Below are 15,345 nucleotides of genomic sequence, written 5' to 3'. Positions count from 1 at the left end.
TTGATATGTTTGTTAATAATTATCAAGCAGAGTTTTCTTAAAATATGTATACAAGTTTGCAGCTAGAATTGTGAATTTTTTCTGCAATTGTGTTTCAGAATACATCTTGGTTATCTAGTAGTTTAGGTGGGCATTGCCCACCCTACTTTTAACTAAGATTACAAACCATTACCAATCAGAATAAAAGGTGCCCAATAGAAGGGATGGCTAAATTCATTTTCAGAGCCAGCACTTAACACATTATTACCTTTATTTTGCCCGCTTGCTATTTGTGGTGTTTTACCATAGCCCAAATAATTACCTGAAATTAAAGCAATTTGAGCTTTTTGTAAGGCTTCAGCTTTTGTCATATTGCCCGATCGCAATACTTTATAAAATACATTCATTAAAGCTTGTGTTCCGCCATCAGAGACAGACCATAATGAAGCAATAGATGCCTTAGCGCCTGTAAGTTGGATTTGGTATCCTAAACCAAGAATTTCTTGACCATTGCCTAATTTATCTCCCAAAGCTGTTTGGCAAGCACTCAAAACTACTAAGTCTACATTTGGTAATGACCAATTTTCTATATCTTTTAAAGTTACACGTTCGCCATCACCAAACAGAATAAAAGAATCTTCGGGATTACCTTTTACTAGCAGCCCATGAGTTGCCAAATGAACAATTTTGTAATCATTCATTTGGGGAACTGTAGCTGAAGGACTAAACAGATTATCAAATACTATCTTAGTGCCTGGAATAGTCTTAGCTAAGGTTTCTACTTCCTGTTTAGCAAACTGCAACCCACTAAAAACTTCTGACCGATTGGCAATTTTGACTGTATAGTCACCTTTTGTAAAAGCCGCTGCTAAGACATTAATATTTTTCTCTGGTTTGTTGTCAAATTTGGTGAGGCTAGCAGATGTAATATTATTCACAACAAATCTTTGCACTAGCCACTCTTTACCATCGTATAATCCTGCCAACGGGACATATCTTAATTGTCCATCGGGAGCATAAATAATCGATTTAGCATCAGCTTGTTTTAGCTCATTCTCTATAGGCTTAATTAGCCAGTTATATAACTTTAATGCAGGCTCTTTAATATTTTTATGAGGTACTTGGATTGTTTGCCGATACTCAAGAATTGCCTTATTTAACTCTTCTTGTTTAACGGGTACTGTGCGATGAATTGGTGGTGCATCTGCGGTGACGATGACTAACTCTAATCTATCTTCTAAAACCAAGGGATAAAGTAGTACAGCTTTTTGATTTAACTGTCGTAAATTATCCCGCAGAGAATTGAGTTGGCGTAAACTTAGATTTTCTTGTCCTGAAGTTGCAGATAATTGCTGTACCAGTGCTACGACAGCAGGACTTTTGATAAATTTGTTAAATTCAGCAGTAATATCCTGCTCAAGTTTTACAAGTTCTGCAATTCGCTTTTCTTGAGTAGCTGTGCGTTCTTGAGGATTAATCTTACGCAGACTTGTAAGTTCTTTACCTAAAACAATTACTTTATCTTGAATAGCACTATATTTTTGCGAAATTTCTTGTTCTTGTGGTTTGAGAGGTAAGTTTTGTGATGGCTGAGAATCGCTATTAGCTATACCTCTTTGAGAATTCACTACTTTTGTAGGAGTATTAGCAATTTTTTTAGTACTTCCACGGCTATTACCAATATAATCTTGTACTTCCTGTATTTTTAATAAATCTAAAACTTGTTGCGCTTCAGCAGAACGGTTTTGCTTGAGTAATAAATCCGCTAAACGGCGATATCTTTCAGCCACAGTTTCGGTATAAGATTGTTGAATCTCGGTAGGAACAACTCGCAAACTTTGACGGATAGTTTCTGTGAGATTGACTGATTGTTTATAGAATGCGATCGCTAGTTGTGGTTGATTTTGGCTAGATAGCACATCTCCTAAATATTTCAGCGTCGCAGCTTCACTCACTTTATCGCTAACTTCCCGATGTATTGCTAAAGCTTGCTGATACAATCCTAAAGCTTTTTCTAACTGATTTTGCTTTTGATAAACCTGTCCTAGATTGCTGAGAGTGACACCTTCGCCAGTGCGATCGCCTACTGCTTTATAATTAGTCAAAGCCTGTTGATTAGACTCGATTGCTTGGTTATACTTGGCTGTATTTGTATAAACACGCCCAATATTATTGAGAGTTACCGCAATCCCTTGAGGATATTTATTTTCTTGGTAAATAGCTAAAGCCTGTTGATATAGCGTTAGGGCTTGTTCGTATTTACCTTGGCTAAAATAAATTTGCCCGATATTGTTGAGGTTTAATGCTTCACCTTGAAACTGAAAAGAATCTTTACCAAAAGCATCACCAACATTGGCACGACTAGTAAATTGTTGCAAAGCCTGGGGATTTTGTCCTAGTGCATCGTAGAGTAACTTGATATCCTGTTTATTGGTTCCCTTATATTCACCAGTCCGGAATTTTTTGTAAATATTTGCAGATTTTTCCGCAAGTTCTAAAGATTTTTGATATTGTCCTAAGCTAAAGTAAGCACCTGCAAGGTTATTTAAAATTGCTGCTTCTGTACCATAAAAACAAGTTGATTTTTCTTTATAACAGAAGTCTTGAACAGGAATTAAAGCTTGTTGATAAGCATCTAGTGCTTGAGTGTAGTTTCCTAAGTTAATATAAACAACGCCAATATTATTTAGAGTCTCAGAACTGCCAATTTTATCGCCGTTAGCTTTGTAGATTGCTAAACTTTGTTGATAAAGTTCCAGTGCTTTTTGATATTGACCCATCCTAAAGTATACTGCCCCAGTATCAGCCAGTAGACTTTTTTGACTAGTAGCATAACTAGAATCTTTAGGGTTAGCTGCTTGCAGTTCTTTAAGAATAGTTAAGCTGGATTGATAAGCTTCTAAAGCTTTTGGATACTGACCTAAATTTGTGTAAACTTCTCCTATATAGGACAGAGGTATCCATTCATTTTGCCGCTCGCGTGTTTGTTTACGAATAGCTAAAGACTGTTGCAAAAAGTCCAGCGCTTTGGTGTATTCTCCTTTACGCAAATAAACATAGCCAATATTGGTAAGGCTGTTAGCTTCCCCTGCTGTAGCGTTGTATTTTTTGAAAATAGCCAACGCCTGCTGAAACATTTCTAACCCTGCTTGCAAATCACCTAAACCGACTAAATCTTTGTATACCAAACCTTCGCCGTTATTATTCAGGGTAATTGCTTCTGTAATCTTTTCTTCAGCAGTTGGTGTTGGTGCTTGGGCGAGAACTTGTGTTGAAGTATGAAAGTATAAGGATGGAGAAGCTAATGTCAATAGAATTGTTAAAGTAATTAAACGTAGTTGCATAAGTAAATTTTTATATCTACAGGTAAAATCATTAGAGCCTGTAAAGGCAACTTTTGTTCCTCTAACAGCGCTCTTGTAAGTGTCGTATTTTACCAAAATTTTTCAACATAACCCATAGACTAACGTTTAGATTTAACAATTAGCCTGCTAGCTTTCTCAGATATCAGGTTTTTGATTTCTTAAAGTAAGAAAACCCAGAATTTGACTGCAACCACAACTCTAACCAACAACGAAAAGGATTGAGCCGCCTAAATTTATTTATAGGGATCATTAATTTTGAATTGGGAGCGATCGCACAGCGTCTTTGCAGGAGACGTGACATGACTTCCCTCACAAGTTCCTCAAGTTTATTGTTTAACCTCAAGCCATAACTGGCACATTTGCTCAAGCTTCAAGATATAGGATTCATATCTGATTTTTAAAATCCACGCTGTACTTCAGCTTCAATAATCAAACTAAATTTTTCTCAATAAACAAAGTTTACTGCAATTGTTTTAGTACTTATTGTCAATAAGCCTCAGTTATTGACAATAACCTTATCCCCTGCTTTGATGTGAAAGGAATTGAAAATTCTGTGTTTGTTCTCTGTGTCTGCACTTAAACAAAATTAATTACACTTCTCTGTGTTGATCCTTACCTTCACCTGTAACTTTAATTTTGCCTAAATACTTAGAAATTTATCGTTATGGTTTATCAACCCGATCTCAAGACTTTAACAGGGTTATCTGCATCGGAAGTAGCCGATCGCCTACAGCGAGAGGGGTATAATGAGCTACCCTCAACTGTCCATCGTGCGATCTGGGCGATCGCCTGGGAAATTGTTCAAGAGCCAATCTTTTTGTTACTGGTTGGCTGTGGTGTAATTTACCTATTTCTCGGCGATGTTCAAGAAGCCTTGATATTGCTCGGTTTTGTGTTCTTCATCATCGGCATTAATTTGTATCAAGAGCAAAAAACCGAACGTTCTCTAGAAGCCTTACGCGACCTTTCTAGCCCCCGTGCTTTAGTTATTCGCGATGGAGAACGCCAACGGATTCCGGGGCGAGAAGTGGTGCGCGATGATTTGCTGGTACTTTCAGAAGGCGATCGCGTACCTGCGGATGCTATCTTGTTGTGGTCTACAAATATCACAGTGGAAGAGTCTTTGCTCACAGGCGAGTCTCTACCAGTTAGGAAAGTAGCGGCGAGTCATACTCAAGATGTCATCAACCAACGCCCAGGTGGAGATGACTTACCTTTTGTTTACTCTGGAACCTTGATTGTGCAAGGTCAGGGTATTGCCAAAGTGCAAGCAACGGGTATCCATACAGAAATGGGCAAGATTGGTAAAGCCTTGCAGACAGTGCAACCAGAAGATACTTTTCTGGAAAAAGAGACTAGGCGTATCGTTAGCAAACTGACATTTGTAGCGATCGCTATCTGTGTTGCAGTTGTAGTTATTTACGGGGCGACGAGAGGTAATTGGTTACAAGGTTTTCTCGCCGGATTGGCGCTGGCGATGGCGATTTTGCCTAATGAGATTCCTGTAGTGTTGGCAATTTTTTTAGCCTTGGGTGCATGGCGATTTTCCCTACAAAGAGTTTTAACTCGGCGCATTCCGGTAGTTGAGACATTAGGTTCTGCAACAGTGCTGTGTGTAGATAAAACTGGGACGCTTACATTTAACCGGATGTCGGTGCAACAAATGTTTGTGTATCAAAATTCAGCAGTCAGCACTCCTTGTTTTTATGATGTCGCTTTACACGAACGCGAATCTTTACCAGAAGACTTTCATCAGTTAATTGAGTTTGGCATTTTGGCGAGTCGGAAAGACCCCTTCGATCCGATGGAGAAAGCCCTGCGACAAATGGGCGAACATTACTTAGCAAAGACCGAACATTTGCATAATGATTGGGAATTGCAACGCGAGTATCCCCTTTCTGGTCAGTTGTTGGCAATGTCTTGTGTTTGGCAATCTCCGACAGGTAATTTAACAATCGCCGCCAAAGGCGCACCAGAAGCGATCGCGGATCTTTGCCATTTTCAAACTGAGCAATTACAGAATCTAGAACAGCATATCAGTACAATGGCTGCGGCTGGCTTGCGGGTTTTAGGCGTTGCTAAAGCTACAAAGCAGCATCGTACATCCCCGCAGCAGAATTCTTTACCTGAAGGACAGCATAATTTTGAATTTGAATTCGTAGGATTGGTGGGATTAGCCGACCCTGTGCGTCCCACAGTCAAAAAGGCGATCGCTGAGTGTTACACTGCTGGAATTCGGGTAGTCATGATTACAGGCGATTATCCAGCCACAGCCCAAAACATCGCCAGTCAAATCGGATTGACACCTGCTACTGAAGTCATCACCGGCGCTGAACTAGAACAAATGGATGAAGCGCAGTTACGTTCGCGGATGCAAACGGTGAATATCTTTGCGCGGGTAGTACCAGAACAAAAGCTGCTGATTGTTAATGCCTTGAAGCGGAATGGTGAAATTGTAGCGATGACAGGAGATGGGGTAAATGATGCCCCAGCCCTGAAGTCAGCCGATATTGGCATTGCTATGGGCGAACGCGGCACAGATGTTGCCCGTGAATCTGCGGATTTAGTATTGCTAGATGATGACTTCTCCTCGATTGTGCAGTCTGTGAGATTGGGACGCAGAATCTTTGACAACCTCAAAAAAGGCATGGCTTATACCTTAGCGGTTCACGTTCCCATTGCAGGGATGTCATTGATTCCAGTGATGTTTCATTGGCCTTTGGTCTTACTGCCAGTTCATATTGCTTTTTTACACCTAATTATCGACCCAGCTTGTACGGTGGTGTTTGAAGCGGAACCAGAAGAAAGCAATATTATGACCCGTCCGCCACGCAATCCCAGAGAACCATTATTTAGCCCTCAGACTTGGAAATTAGCACTGCTGCAAGGGGTGAGTGTATTAGTAGTGTTGGTCGTAGTATTTGCGATCGCATTTTATCGAGGTAATGGCGAACTAGACGCCCGCGCCCTAGCTTTTACTACCCTCATCGTTTCTAACCTGAGTATGATTCTCAGCAATCGTTCCTGGTCGCGGACAATTCCAGAAATGTTACGTTCCCCGAATACAGCACTTTGGTGGGTGATTGGTGGTGGCTTAGTATTTTTGGGATTAGTACTTTATGTTCCGCTTTTACGCCATCTATTTCGGTTCTCTTTTCTTCATTTTGAAGATTTAGTAATTAGTTTAGTTTCTGGAATATTTAGTATTTTGTGGTTTGAAGGACTCAAGATTTGGCAAAGACAAAAAATCATCCATAAATAATTAGAGACGTTGTATGGCAACGTCTCTAAAATTCAAAATCCTATGAGTTATTTAGGCGCTTTAAAACCAGCTTTTTCTGCTGTTGTTGTATCTTTAAAGCAGATATCTGGTTTTACCTTTGCATAATCAGGTGACTTAGCAGTGTGGTAGATATCGCCTCGTTTTTTAGTAACTTTACCCTTGATAGGTGCATTGCTAGGACAAGTAGTTTCACCTTGGGGTTTAACCCCTAATTTTTGTGCTTCTGCTGGAATCGCCGCATTAGTTCCACTTTGACCATTAGGCTTAACTTGAGAAACAGCAGTTGGCTTTTCGGGGGTAGTAGTAGCAGATTCTTCAGGTTTCTGTCCACAACTAGCTAACATTAAAACAGCTAATAATGTTAGCCCAATACTAAATCGACGTAGTTTAATTTGAGTATTCATGGAATTTCTATTCTCAAGAGAAATCAAAGATATATTGATGAAAGGTGTAGACAGCACTCTTGTGTAAGTGCCGTCTAAAAATAATATGCTTTGAAAAACAAAAAATCAATTAAGTTGACAATTGTTTAGCCTGTGTCAGCTAATCTTCATTAATTAAAAAATTGTTTTAGCCAACTGTGACTTGGTCAGTCTGAACATCGGTAGCACCAGTAACTTCACTAGCAATAGCGACCAATTGATCCAAAGTTTCTCGATCGGGTACCGAGCCTTTTAAAACTACTGTACTTCCTGTCTGAGCAACCCAGAGGCTATCAATATTATCGAAACTAGAATCTTCATCAAAAGCAAGGGCAACCCTTTTTGCTAAACCACTTTGGTCATATTCCCCATTCAATCCCATTCTTTCAGGAGCAATGGATTCTTCGCCAGAGTCCTCAGCAACTAAACTTGGCTCTGGGTTCACTTGGGCATCTTCGGGTTTTTCCATGCCAAAAAGTCTTTGTAACCAGCCCATAATTCTATTTTCTCCAATGCAAAATCTTGAATTTACGCAAGTACTTGAATTTATGCAAGTAGTTTAACTTGCTTTATATTCAGATTGATTTTAGCCAATATCATACAGGCAAATGTTGAAAAAATAATATAATAATTCGTTTTGATTGCTGAAATGGCTTGTAATTATGTAAGCGTACCTAGCTTGACAAAACTTAAATAGCAGTTTCTTTCCCAGAAATACAACGTTAAGTAAATGATTATTACCATTTATTAAATGTATGGCTAAATTTATAGTTCGCTAATAGCTTGAGAAGCAATTTTGGATTTTTTCGGTTCTATTATACAAAATATCTATGGTCAGATAAAAATAACTAAATAAAACTTATAAGGCCAAACAAAAACGCCAGTCTAGAGAACTTATATAAGTATTAAAATAAATTAAAATTTATTATTTTTAGCCAGCGGATATATTCCTGATTTTGAGGAGTATATGAAATAAAAATTCATCCCCATACTCTTTGGGAATGAATTAGACAAAATTATCGGTGAGTTATCCTGAACCGACTATTAGTTAATAATCGCACTCAGGGTATTAAAGAATCCGGGGTAGGAAATCGCTGCTGCTTCTGCACGGTGAATCGTCGTTATTCCAGAGGCGGCTAAAGCGGCGATCGCTAAACTCATAGCAATGCGATGATCTGTATGGCTATCTACATCAGTCCCAACCAAGGAAGTACCGCCTGTAATTTCCATCCCATCGGGTAATTCGCTGACCTTAGCTCCCATTTTATTCAGTTGCTGCGCCATTACAGTAATGCGATCGCTTTCTTTAACTCTTAACTCAGCTGCATCGCGAATAATGGTTGTGCCTTCGGCAAATACGGCTGCTACTGCCAAAATCGGAATTTCATCAATCATTCTCGGTATGATATCACCTGCGATCGTGCAGCTTTTTAAACTACTGGAACGCACTCGAATATCGGCTACTGGTTCGCCAGCAACTTCTCGCTGATTTTCCAGTTGAATATTTGCTCCCATTAATGCTAAAGCTTCTAAAATCCCCGTGCGGGTAGGATTAACGCCCACATTTTCTACTACCAATTCCGAACCTGGAACAATTGCACCAGCTACTAACCAAAAGGCTGCTGAACTAATATCGCCGGGTACAATTACCTTTTGTCCGTATAGTTGCGCTGGCCCGGTAATTGTCACGCTGTTTGTGTCTGGGTCTACGCTGAGTTCTGCACCAAACGCCCGTAACATCCTTTCGCTGTGGTCGCGAGAAAGGGCGGGTTCGGTGACAGTAGTTTTTCCTTCTGTAGCTAAACCAGCTAGGAGGATACAGGATTTAACTTGCGCAGAGGCGATAGGGGAATAATAGTGAATGGGTTTAAGGGCTTGTCCAGCAATTGCGAGAGGTGCTAAAGAATTTCCTTTGCGTCCCCAAATTTGCGCGCCCATTTGTTGCAAAGGTTTAACTACACGCGACATGGGACGCGATCGCAAGGAACTATCACCTGTTACTGTAAAAAAGCGCCCTGGATGCGATGCTAAAAGTCCCAACATCAAACGCAATGTAGTTCCAGAATTCCCTGCATTCAATACATCAACTGGTTCTTGTAAATTCCCCAGCCCAATACCTTTAACTCGGACTAAATCTGTATTGAGTTCAGAAATTTCCGCGCCCATTGCTTGAAAACAACTCGCAGTACTGCGCGGATCTTCTCCTAAGAGAAGTCCTTGAATTTCAGTTTCACCTTGGGCTATAGCACCCAACATCAAAGCACGGTGAGAGATAGATTTATCACCTGGAATCCGAATACGACCGTGCAAGGACAGCCCAAAGGGAGGTCGTTGGATAATTAAATTATGTGAAAGGTCTGTTTGCGTTTCTACGGTTATGACAGCAGCCGACATTAGGATACACTGGCTTTTGAATACAATGAAAGTACATAAGCGACTGCGTGTGCCGCATCTGTTGACTTCCTCCCTAGTATCCTATCGCCTTTTGTTCTATAAAACTTAATCAAATCTTCCTAAATAGATATTTTTACCTATTAAATAAGTCAGCCTTCTCTTACAAATCTGAGTAAATTTAATTTTCAGTTCTTAACTCACTACACTTCTAGAAGCTAAACAAAAATCCTTGCTCTTGTCTTTCACCAAATACTCCAGCTATATTAATTCCGTAATCTGAAGATTATTTACAAAATATTCGCTAAATTTACTTTGGAATTAGCTTTCCGGATAAAAATCGCAATTTTTGCTTTTTAAATTCGTACACTAACTATTTTCATTTTTATTTATCTGGCTTACCAAATAAGCAGATTCAGTTAATATCTAAGCATGTTTCACCATTTAGTTTCTGACCTGGCCTGCTAGAGACCTTGGTGTTGATTCTTTTTGTTCAATAGCTTTTAGCCTTTATCGCTCCCATGCTGACCCATCACCGCAAGCCCGTGTGCTTATCACTGATTTCCACTGACCTGCCAGTCTGGTCTGTTGTGGAAACTGCCGGAACATTGTATCAAAAAGATACCGATCGATTTCATTTATTGTTGACTGCGCCACCTTTAATCAGCTGCGAAATAGTGAGTTCCCCAAATCCAGAGGACACGCCTCCGCAAAAAAGGCGTAATGCTTATGCACCAAGCAGTCCGAGGATTTTGTGGCTGGAGATTTCCCCTTATCGGGTAATCATGACCATGCAAGGTAACGCTCAAGTGAGTTATCGTCACTTCTGGGAACAGGGCGTTTATGGTGTAAGCCGTTATTGGTTGCCAAACGAGTCATTGCAGCCTAACGATCCGATCCGTCTACGTAATTTCACAAATGCAATGACCCTCAGCGGCCAATCTCTGCCAGAGCATTTGCGCATAGAATACGAATTGTGGGCAGACAAAGTTCAATTGGGACGCTACATCCTCAATTTGGAAATCAAACACTAATCGCAAATTATATTCACCCTCACTAGTTCAGAAAATATAGCGAGGGTGAATTTTTATTGCGATTCGCGTGTCATTTGTCAAGAGTCCAGAGTCAACAGTCAAGGGTCAAAAGCCAATGGTCATTTGTCATTTCTCCCTTATCCCCCAAAGCCCTTTTTCAAATTAGAGTTCGATCAGCCAAAATAACTAGGTGCATTCCCAGCTTTCCATTTGATATTGCAACCAATACTAGGATTTTGCTCCTCTGGTACAGGTTTATCTGCTAGCACCGCCTCAATAGCTGCACGTAAATCTGCACCTGTTACAGGCTTGCCATTACTAGGACGGCTATCATCCAATTGTCCGCGATACACGAGTTTGCGTTCGCCATCAAATACAAAAAAATCAGGAGTGCAAGCTGCTGTATAAGCCTTGGCAATTTCCTGGTTTTCGTCGTAGCACAAGGGAAATTTAAACCCTAATTCTGTCGCCATTGCCTTTAATGACTCTGGTGCATCATCTGGATAATTTTTGGCATCATTGGCACTAATGGCAACTATTCCCAAATTGCTGTTGAAGTAGTCTTCTCCTAGCAGCACCAATTGTTTTTGAACGTGTTTGACAAATGGGCAATGCCGACAAATAAACATGACTAACAATGCTTTTCGATCGGCAAAATTAGCCAAGGAAATTATTTCTCCAGATACTACTTCTGGTAGATGAAAATCTGGGGCAATAGTGCCTAAAGGCAACATTGTAGAAGCAGTTAAAGCCATAATTTATCTGATAGATTTACCCTGGAAACTGCCGATGCGATCGGTTATTTTCAAAATACCATTAAATTTTTTATTTCACACGAGACTTCTCACTACTACGACTTGGTTAAACCCGTAGGGATTAAAGTCTCCATAAGAATAGGTTGAGAAGAAAAAGTCACCTGTCAACGGATCGATGGCTGCGCCTATGGGGCCGTCAATCCCAGCGATAAAGTCTTGGCGGGTTGTGCTAATCGGATCTCCATTTTCATCTATGCTGTAGACAGCAACTTTGTCAGCATCTTGCTCTGCGATTAAGATGCGATCGCTGTTAAATTGTGGCATTGAGGCAGATACGTAGACAAAAGCATCTGGTCCGCCACTGAGTTGAACTGATTTACTTGCAGGTGCAATATTCCAAGTCCCTTTCTCATCAGCAGACACAGTTGTGTCATAAAAATTGCCAGTGTCGTAGGAAGTAAGTTTCAATCGCCCAGCACCAGGAAATCCTTGCGGAACGAATGTTAACCCACCAACAGAAGGCTGAAAACCCAGAGAATTTAAATCGACTTGCTTATCAGGGCTAGAACTACCAGGTTTGATTTGTCCTACTGTATTGTCATTCCAAGTTGTATAAAATAAAACGTTACCCGGGCCAAAGCTCAAGCCTGCATCATTCAGTCCTCCATTTAACCCAGGTGCTGAAGCCAACAAAGTAGCTGTACCCGTAAATCCAATAATGCGATTGTTGGCGTCCCTTTTGACTGTAATGGAAAAGATTTTGCTGCTTTCTGCTTCGGGTGTAGCACCAATAAATAAGGTATTAGGATCGTCTGCTTTGAAAGCCAATCCCACATAAGGAATTGGTAGCCCTGGTACTTCACCAAGACCAGTGACAGTGTAAGCAGTATTAAAGGGAGAAGCCAAAGTTATAAATTGGCTAACTTGTTGAGCGTAATCAATTAATTGTTTTCCTAACTCTGTGTTGCGCCACTCTTTGTTTGGGTTAATAAATGTGTCTAATGGAGCAGTTTTACCAGTGGCTCCTTTGATTTGAAAGATGATATCGTTGTAATCCCAATCAGACCCTCGATCGGCAACGATATCTTCTACGCCAAAAGTTGCACCTTTAGCAGTCCCCTGTCCAAGTTGAGCGAAATGAACAGATTTGTCGGAATTAGCATCAGCAATCGAAAATAGTGCAGTTTTATCTTGGGTAGGAGATGAGTTAGCAACAAATTCTTTAATTTTTCCATTAGGTACTAATAGGAAAGCAACCCGATCCCCAGGAGTCAGAGCAAAGTTTTTCTCTCCTACGAAGTTGCCATCATTTTTCTCATTTTCCCCTAAATTGCCACTAAATTTAGCTCCCTCTGTGGGGTCAGAAATTGCGAGATAACCAGCATCAGAATTACTCATAATCCGACGGGCAGATTCTTGAATAAATTCTACAGAACCAAGTTGTAAGTTCTCCATTCCCTTCAAGCTGAAGAGGCCGAGTTCTCCATGATAACTACCGCCATCACCTATAAACTCAATGCTGACTTGCCCATCAAGTCCTACATTAAATACGCCAGGATTGATAAAAGACATTGTTTAAAAATTTTAAGCTTAAATCTCAAAAGTATTTAAAATGCAAATATTGCAAAATCTAAATAAATTTGTATTTATCAATTAACAGAATTTGCTAATCAATAAACACAATTTTTAGTTAAGCATTAACTCAGCAATAATTTAATTTATAAATTTGCTGCTCTATCAAAATTAGGTATTTAATTTTAGCAAAACTTTTGCTAGATATTATTTGTGAAATTTACGTAATTATTTTTATATTTATTAGATTTTTTGAGAAAAAATTCGGTATTTACTTAGTATAGATAAATAAATTTTGTAGAATTAGTAAATTACACAGCCCCGGCTTATTTAACAAGTCGGGGCTTTTTTGATTAATTAATGATTAGTAATTGCTATATAAAAATTAAAATTACTATTTACAGATTTGCTAACAGACCGAAAATACCGTGTCCTGTGAAAACTTCTAATGCGATGAGAGCAACAAAACCAATCATTGCTAAACGCCCGTTGAGGATTTCTGCATAGGTTGTAAACCCAGTGCGCTCGCCTTGCTCATCTACATACACCTTTGGCTCGATCGCAAAATTGTTCATTAAACCCTGGTCGTCAACAATGGAAGCATTTGTACGCATAAGATTTTCCCGTTGTAAGTCACTATGTAACGAAGTGTAACGCAAAGATTAATTTTTGTAAACTAAATGAGTCAGCTGAAGATGAAGTCAAAGGGCTATGATAATGAATCGTTCTCATGGATTCTTAGTCACCAATCAAGTTTTAACTAGCTCATGGATCGATTCCGCGTAGAAGTTATCAGCAAAACACCCAATCCCCAGCAGGTGATTTATGCCGCCATGCACCAGGACTACACTGAGGGTTTCGTGTTTGACGAACGGGACTCCTGGCCGTCAGAGTCACAATGCGGCGAAATTATTGTTAAGCGACTTTTAGCTGGTGAAAGGGGACATTACGGGCCTTTAGAGCATCCCCAGATTATCTTTAACTGTGGCTACTTTCCCCACAGTGTGATGCAGCAGGCGCGTACGCACAGAGTAGGTGTATCCTTTGATGTACAATCTTTTAGATATACTGGTAATCAATTTATTGATGTAGTAGAAGGCAAGAAAGATATTGAAGATGTTTTTTACCTGCGTCCTGTTGGTTATTACAATGATAGACAAGGTAAAAAATATTACTATTCACCAGAGCAAAGAGCAGCAGATTTAGAGTGGTGTTTTGAAGCCGCCAAGCGATATAAAGCTGATTTTGAGGCTGGTATGTCTGAGGAACACATCAGAGGTAAAATGCCTTTTGATTACCGCCAGCATTTTGTAGTTAGTTTTAATATCAGGTCTTTCTTGCATTTTTGTGATTTAAGAAACAAGAAAGACGCTCAATTAGAAATTCAAAAGTTATGTGAAATGATGTGGCCTCATTTTGCCGATTGGGTGCCCGCGATCGCAGAATGGTATGAAAAGTCTCGTCTGGGTAAAGCGAGATTAGCACCTTAGATGCTGGACTCCAATTTAAAATTTAAACATTAGACTTTTGCTAGCGTCACCATTTCCGCTTGATCCTGATATTTGCCTTGACGAGCTTCGTAACTAATAGCGCAGGGTTCGCCTTCTAAAAATAACAACTGTACAACTCCTTCATTAGCGTAGATGCGACAATCGGCACTAGAAGAATTAGAAAACTCTAAGGTCAAATGACCTCGCCAAGCAGCCTCAGCCGGAGTTAAATTGGCAATGATTCCACAACGTGCATAGGTGGATTTCCCAATACAAATTACAGTGATATTATTGGGAACCTCTAGTTTTTCTAAAGCTACGCCCAAACCATAAGAATGCGCAGGTAAGATAAAATAACTACCGTTTACATCTGTATGTAAAGGCGTTGATTCTAGATTCTGAGGATTAAAATTTTTGGGATCGATAACAGTTCCAGGAATGTGACGAAAAATGCGAAACTCGGAAGGCGAAAGGCGGATATCATAGCCATAGGAAGATAAACCATAGCTGATGACTGGTTTAGTTCCTATTTCTTGGTCTTGTTGCACTTTTCTAATTAAAGTTGGCTCAAAAGGAGAAATCATACCCTTTTGGGCCATTTGAGTAATCCAGATATCGTTTTTAATCACAAGTTCACAACTAACTCAGACGAAGTACTAGGATAGCGTGAAGTGGCACATTCTTCACCTAACAAACCAACAGCTAAAAAGCAAAAGAAAGAAAAACAAAAAATAGTTGAGTATTGTCTACTCGTGTCCATTACTACTTTGTTCTAAGAAACGCTTAATCAGTTCTTCAGTCCGATCGACAGCGTAATCAATCGTTTTGATTAACTCGCTAATGCTTTCTTCTAGTTGCAACTGAAAACGATCTTGCCGATCGCCTAATCGGTCAATTTTATCGCCAAGCATTGCGATCGCTTGGGTATTTACTTCCTGCTGTTGAGATACGCGATTCAGGCTAGCAGTAGTTTGTAGCAGCAGGAGTTCTATTTGCTCAAGCCTGCTTGGTTGTGCTTGCCCATTGTATTGTCCTGAGGAATCGCTCATACAAC

Annotated in this window: 12 protein-coding genes; 3 read left to right on the top strand and 9 right to left on the bottom strand. The window is 39.9% G+C overall.

Going from position 1 to position 15,345, the window contains the following annotated elements; all coding sequences use genetic code 11:
• Positions 1–158 precede the first annotated feature (158 nt).
• The gene (locus tag AACU33_RS20075; protein ID WP_096590333.1) at positions 159–3,323 is read right to left on the bottom strand and encodes a CHAT domain-containing protein; all 3,165 of its coding nucleotides are present in this window, start codon (positions 3,321–3,323) and stop codon (positions 159–161) included.
• Positions 3,324–4,008: 685 nt separating this feature from the next.
• Between AACU33_RS20075 and AACU33_RS20070 the strand changes: the two genes are divergently transcribed.
• Positions 4,009–6,606 carry a cation-translocating P-type ATPase gene (locus AACU33_RS20070; protein ID WP_096590332.1) on the top strand — a complete coding sequence of 866 codons (2,598 nt, stop codon included), beginning with the start codon at positions 4,009–4,011 and terminating at the stop codon, positions 6,604–6,606.
• Between the two features lie 47 nt (positions 6,607–6,653).
• Here AACU33_RS20070 and AACU33_RS20065 read toward each other — a convergent pair whose 3' ends face one another.
• The 3 genes from AACU33_RS20065 to aroA all read right to left on the bottom strand — a co-directional run bounded on the left by AACU33_RS20065 (position 6,654) and on the right by aroA (position 9,443).
• Positions 6,654–7,031: a sunset domain-containing protein gene (locus AACU33_RS20065; RefSeq protein ID WP_096590331.1), complete on the bottom strand. Its 378-nt coding sequence runs from the start codon at positions 7,029–7,031 to the stop codon at positions 6,654–6,656.
• Positions 7,032–7,197: 166 nt separating this feature from the next.
• Positions 7,198–7,545, bottom strand: coding sequence for a BON domain-containing protein (locus AACU33_RS20060; protein ID WP_096590330.1), 348 nt, complete (start codon positions 7,543–7,545; stop codon positions 7,198–7,200).
• A gap of 548 nt (positions 7,546–8,093) precedes the next feature.
• Entirely contained in the window at positions 8,094–9,443 is a 1,350-nt protein-coding gene (gene aroA, locus AACU33_RS20055) for a 3-phosphoshikimate 1-carboxyvinyltransferase (protein WP_096590329.1), read from the bottom strand.
• Positions 9,444–9,961: 518 nt separating this feature from the next.
• On the opposite strand from aroA, the gene AACU33_RS20050 reads away from it, so the two are divergent.
• Positions 9,962–10,474 carry a hypothetical protein gene (locus AACU33_RS20050; protein ID WP_096590328.1) on the top strand — a complete coding sequence of 171 codons (513 nt, stop codon included), beginning with the start codon at positions 9,962–9,964 and terminating at the stop codon, positions 10,472–10,474.
• Between the two features lie 173 nt (positions 10,475–10,647).
• Here AACU33_RS20050 and AACU33_RS20045 read toward each other — a convergent pair whose 3' ends face one another.
• From AACU33_RS20045 to AACU33_RS20035, 3 genes are all read right to left on the bottom strand, one after another.
• Complete coding sequence (locus tag AACU33_RS20045; protein WP_096590327.1) at positions 10,648–11,229, bottom strand: thioredoxin family protein; 582 nt, start codon at positions 11,227–11,229, stop codon at positions 10,648–10,650.
• Between the two features lie 75 nt (positions 11,230–11,304).
• Positions 11,305–12,801: a DUF4114 domain-containing protein gene (locus tag AACU33_RS20040; RefSeq protein WP_096590326.1), complete on the bottom strand. Its 1,497-nt coding sequence runs from the start codon at positions 12,799–12,801 to the stop codon at positions 11,305–11,307.
• Positions 12,802–13,199: 398 nt separating this feature from the next.
• Positions 13,200–13,415 (bottom strand): chlorophyll a/b-binding protein, encoded by a 216-nt coding sequence (locus AACU33_RS20035; RefSeq protein ID WP_096590325.1) that lies wholly within the window; start codon positions 13,413–13,415, stop codon positions 13,200–13,202.
• Positions 13,416–13,568: 153 nt separating this feature from the next.
• On the opposite strand from AACU33_RS20035, the gene thyX reads away from it, so the two are divergent.
• The gene (gene thyX, locus AACU33_RS20030; protein WP_096590324.1) at positions 13,569–14,291 is read left to right on the top strand and encodes an FAD-dependent thymidylate synthase; all 723 of its coding nucleotides are present in this window, start codon (positions 13,569–13,571) and stop codon (positions 14,289–14,291) included.
• A 29-nt stretch (positions 14,292–14,320) separates the two neighbouring features.
• Here thyX and dcd read toward each other — a convergent pair whose 3' ends face one another.
• Together dcd and AACU33_RS20020 are read right to left on the bottom strand one after the other, a co-directional pair.
• Positions 14,321–14,890: a dCTP deaminase gene (gene dcd / locus AACU33_RS20025; RefSeq protein WP_339376511.1), complete on the bottom strand. Its 570-nt coding sequence runs from the start codon at positions 14,888–14,890 to the stop codon at positions 14,321–14,323.
• Positions 14,891–15,037: 147 nt separating this feature from the next.
• A complete protein-coding gene (locus tag AACU33_RS20020) occupies positions 15,038–15,340 on the bottom strand; it encodes a hypothetical protein (protein ID WP_096590322.1) in 303 nt (100 codons plus the stop codon).
• Positions 15,341–15,345 lie beyond the last annotated feature (5 nt).

Source organism: Calothrix sp. NIES-2098 (genome assembly GCF_963875125.1).
GTDB lineage: Bacteria > Cyanobacteriota > Cyanobacteriia > Cyanobacteriales > Nostocaceae > Aulosira.
Note: the sequence above shows the minus strand (reverse complement) of the source record. Positions and strands in the feature narration are given on the sequence as shown.

What these genes read in the sequence shown, in the direction of transcription:
- AACU33_RS20040 (WP_096590326.1), bottom strand. Translation starts at nt 12,801, where the DNA reads ATGTCTTTTATCAATCCTGGCGTATTTAATGTAGGACTTGATGGGCAA.
- AACU33_RS20070 (WP_096590332.1), top strand. Translation starts at nt 4,009, where the DNA reads ATGGTTTATCAACCCGATCTCAAGACTTTAACAGGGTTATCTGCATCG.
- AACU33_RS20045 (WP_096590327.1), bottom strand. Translation starts at nt 11,229, where the DNA reads ATGGCTTTAACTGCTTCTACAATGTTGCCTTTAGGCACTATTGCCCCA.
- AACU33_RS20050 (WP_096590328.1), top strand. Translation starts at nt 9,962, where the DNA reads ATGCTGACCCATCACCGCAAGCCCGTGTGCTTATCACTGATTTCCACT.
- thyX (WP_096590324.1), top strand. Translation starts at nt 13,569, where the DNA reads ATGGATCGATTCCGCGTAGAAGTTATCAGCAAAACACCCAATCCCCAG.
- AACU33_RS20060 (WP_096590330.1), bottom strand. Translation starts at nt 7,545, where the DNA reads ATGGGCTGGTTACAAAGACTTTTTGGCATGGAAAAACCCGAAGATGCC.
- AACU33_RS20065 (WP_096590331.1), bottom strand. Translation starts at nt 7,031, where the DNA reads ATGAATACTCAAATTAAACTACGTCGATTTAGTATTGGGCTAACATTA.
- dcd (WP_339376511.1), bottom strand. Translation starts at nt 14,890, where the DNA reads ATGGCCCAAAAGGGTATGATTTCTCCTTTTGAGCCAACTTTAATTAGA.
- aroA (WP_096590329.1), bottom strand. Translation starts at nt 9,443, where the DNA reads ATGTCGGCTGCTGTCATAACCGTAGAAACGCAAACAGACCTTTCACAT.
- AACU33_RS20020 (WP_096590322.1), bottom strand. Translation starts at nt 15,340, where the DNA reads ATGAGCGATTCCTCAGGACAATACAATGGGCAAGCACAACCAAGCAGG.
- AACU33_RS20035 (WP_096590325.1), bottom strand. Translation starts at nt 13,415, where the DNA reads ATGCGTACAAATGCTTCCATTGTTGACGACCAGGGTTTAATGAACAAT.
- AACU33_RS20075 (WP_096590333.1), bottom strand. Translation starts at nt 3,323, where the DNA reads ATGCAACTACGTTTAATTACTTTAACAATTCTATTGACATTAGCTTCT.